2 protein-coding genes are annotated in these 2,586 nt (G+C 73.4%); both read right to left on the bottom strand.

The genetic code is table 11. The features are described from left to right. The coding region (hflX, locus tag VF468_04315; protein ID HEX5877538.1) for a GTPase HflX at positions 1-1,172 on the bottom strand (1,172 nt) is incomplete at its 3' end. Between the two features lie 61 nt (positions 1,173-1,233). Continuing rightward, positions 1,234-2,400, bottom strand: coding sequence for an LL-diaminopimelate aminotransferase (locus tag VF468_04310; protein HEX5877537.1), 1,167 nt, complete (start codon positions 2,398-2,400; stop codon positions 1,234-1,236). Between the last annotated feature and the right edge of the window lie 186 nt (positions 2,401-2,586).

Below are 2,586 nucleotides of genomic sequence, written 5' to 3'. Positions count from 1 at the left end.
GCCGCCAGCAGCTCGTCGACCCCTTCGCCGGTGGCCGCCGACAGCATCGGCACGCCCGGGAGCAGCCGGGCCAGCCTGGCCCTGCTGACCTCGTCGAGCAGGTCGACCTTGTTCAGCACCAGCAGCTCGGGCACGTCGGCGGCCCCGACCTCGCCGAGCACCGACCGGACGGCGGCCATCTGGCCGGCCGGGTCGGGCTGGGCCGCGTCCACCAGGTGGACGATCAGGTCGGCCCGGGCCACCTCCTCAAGGGTCGACTTGAACGCCTCGACCAGGTCGTGGGGCAGCTTGGCGATGAACCCGACGGTGTCGGTGAAGGTCGCGGCCCGCCCGCCGGGCAGGTCGAGCCGCCGGGTGGTCGGGTCCAGGGTCGAGAACAGCTTGTCCTCGACCAGCACCCCGGCGCCGGACAGGCGGTTCAGCAGGGTGGACTTGCCGGCGTTGGTGTAGCCGACCAGGGCCACGGCCGGGACGCCGGCCCGCTCGCGGCCGCGCCGCTTGACGTCGCGGGTCCGGGCCATGTCGACCAGGTCGCGGCGGAGCTTGGTGATCCGGCGGCGGATGCGGCGCCGGTCGACCTCCATCTTGGTCTCGCCGGGGCCACGGGTGCCGATGGGCCCGCCGGAGCCCATGCCGCTGCCGACCCGGGTGAGGCTCTCGCCCCAGCCGCGCAGCCGGGGCAGCATGTAGTTGAGCTGGGCGAGCTCGACCTGGGCCTTGCCCTCCCGGCTGGTGGCGTGCTGGGCGAAGATGTCGAGGATCAGCACGGTGCGGTCGATCACCTTGGCGTCGACCAGCTCCTCCAGGTGCCGGAGCTGCCCCGGGGACAGCTCGTCGTCCATGATGACGGTGTCGGCCTCGAGCGCCCTGACGGTCGCGGCCAGCTCCTTGGCCTTGCCCTTGCCGATGAAGGTGCCGGCGTCGGGGCGGGCCCGCCGCTGGACCATGGTGTCCAGCACCTCGGCCCCGGCCGTCTCGGCCAGGCGGTGCAGCTCCTCGACCGAGCGCTCGGCGCGCTCGACCGACCCGTCGACGGCCACGCCGACGAGCACCACCCGTTCGAGGCGGAGCTTGCGCAGCTCGACGAGCTTGACCTCGTCGGCCGGGCGGGTGGGGGTGGTCGCGGACCCGCCGTCGGCGCGGCGGGCTTCGGTCAATGTGTGCTCACTCATCCCATCCACCGTAGCGGGTCGCCCCCGATCCGTCCCGCCATTTCCCACCGGCCTGGTCCGCCTAGCGGCCGACCAGCGCCTTGCGGACCCGCTCGCAGCCCTCGTCGAGGCGGCTGTCGGGGATGGTGATGGAGAGGCGGATGTAGCCCTCGCCGCTCGGGCCGTAGCCGGTGCCGGGGGCGACGACCACGCCGGCCTCGTCCAGCAGCCGGGCGGTGAAGTCGACGCTCGACTCCCCCGGCGGGGTCGGCAGCCACACGTACAGGGCGCCCTTGGGGGCGTCGACCTTCCAGCCGGCGTCCCAGAACACCTCCATGATCCGGTCGCGGCGGCGCCGGTAGGTCTCCAGCAGCCCGGGCAGGTGCGGCATGCCGCTCTCCAGGGCGGCCACCCCGGCCCGCTGCACGGCGTTGAAGACGCCGGAGTCGATGTTGGTCTTGACCCGGCCGAGGGCCTCGATGGCCACCGGGCTGCCGACCGCCCAGCCGATCCGCCAGCCGGTCATGTTGAAGATCTTGGACAGCGAGCCGAACTCGAGGGCCACGTCCATGGCGCCCGGCACCTGGAGGACCGACGGGGCGACGAAGCCGTCGTAGGTGATCTCGGAGTAGGCGTTGTCGTAGGCGAGCAGCAGGTCGCGGTCGGCCGCGAACCGGACCGCCTCCTGGAGCTGGTCGGCGGTGGCGACCGCGCCGGTCGGGTTGGACGGGTAGCAGAGCCACAGCAGCTTGGCCCGGGGCGCCGTGGCCGGGTCGACGGCGGCGAAATCGGGGAACCAGCCGTCCGCGGCGGTGAGCGGGATGTGCACCGGCGCGCCGCCGGCCAGGATCGTCCCGACCTCGTACACGGGATAGCCGGGCTCGGTCACCAGCACCTGGTCGCCCGGGTCGACGAACGCCCACGGCAGGTGGGCGATCCCCTCCTTGGAGCCGATCAGGGGCAGGACCTGGGTGTCCGGGTCGAGCTCGACCCCGAAGCGGCGCCGGTAGAAGTCGGCGATCGCGCGCCGGAACGACGGCAGCCCGAAGTAGCTCGGGTACTGGTGGGTCGAGGGGTCGCCGGCCGCCCTGGCCAGCTCCTCGACCACGAAGTCCGGGGTGGGCAGGTCGGGGTCACCGACGCCGAACGAGATGACGTCGACCCCCGCCGCCTTGCGCTCGGCGATCTTCCGGTCGATCTCGGCGAACAGGTACGGCGGGATGGCGTCGATGCGGCGTGCGGTGCGCATGAGCTGGGCAGTCTCCTCGCGTGGAGGTCGGGCACGATCTGGCGATCGGAAACCAGCAGCCTACCGCCCACCGCGCCCCGGCGCTCCGCCCAGCGGCCGGCCGGCCGGGCCCCGACCAGGCGGGCGGTCGCCAGCACCCGCGAATGCGATATCGGCTCCCGAGAACGGCCGGTAACCGGGGCTCCG

Source organism: Actinomycetota bacterium, from assembly GCA_036280995.1.
GTDB lineage: Bacteria > Actinomycetota > CALGFH01 > CALGFH01 > CALGFH01 > CALGFH01.
Note: the sequence above shows the minus strand (reverse complement) of the source record. Positions and strands in the feature narration are given on the sequence as shown.

Excerpts from the sequence above, each read along its gene's own strand:
- VF468_04310 (HEX5877537.1), bottom strand. The coding sequence starts at position 2,400 with ATGCGCACCGCACGCCGCATCGACGCCATCCCGCCGTACCTGTTCGCC.